Here is a 243-nt window from a genome sequence, read left to right as displayed (position 1 = left end):
GAGTAACCTTTTAATGCCTAGCTGATCAGATAGCTTTCCATATAGAGCTGTTCCAATAGAAAAGGTTAACATAAAGGCTGTGTTCAACCAGTTTGTACTCGCCGGTGATTTATTAAAATCATTTGCAATATCAGGTAATGAGACGTTCAAAACCATTTCATTTAATACGCTAAAAAAAGATAGAACGCAAAGCCAAATTAAAATTTGGTTGTGTCGTAAATTTGATTGTGAATAAGACGTATT

Annotated in this window: 1 protein-coding gene; it reads right to left on the bottom strand. The window is 33.3% G+C overall.

What is annotated here, in order from left to right; all coding sequences use genetic code 11:
* The coding region (locus AWV70_RS23280; protein ID WP_153010104.1) for an MFS transporter at window positions 1–243 on the bottom strand (243 nt) is incomplete at both ends.

It is taken from the genome of Sporosarcina koreensis, assembly GCF_001531445.1.
Taxonomy (GTDB): domain Bacteria; phylum Bacillota; class Bacilli; order Bacillales_A; family Planococcaceae; genus Sporosarcina; species Sporosarcina koreensis_C.
The sequence above is the reverse complement of the archived record's forward strand: the minus strand, read 5'-3'. Positions and strand labels throughout refer to the sequence as shown.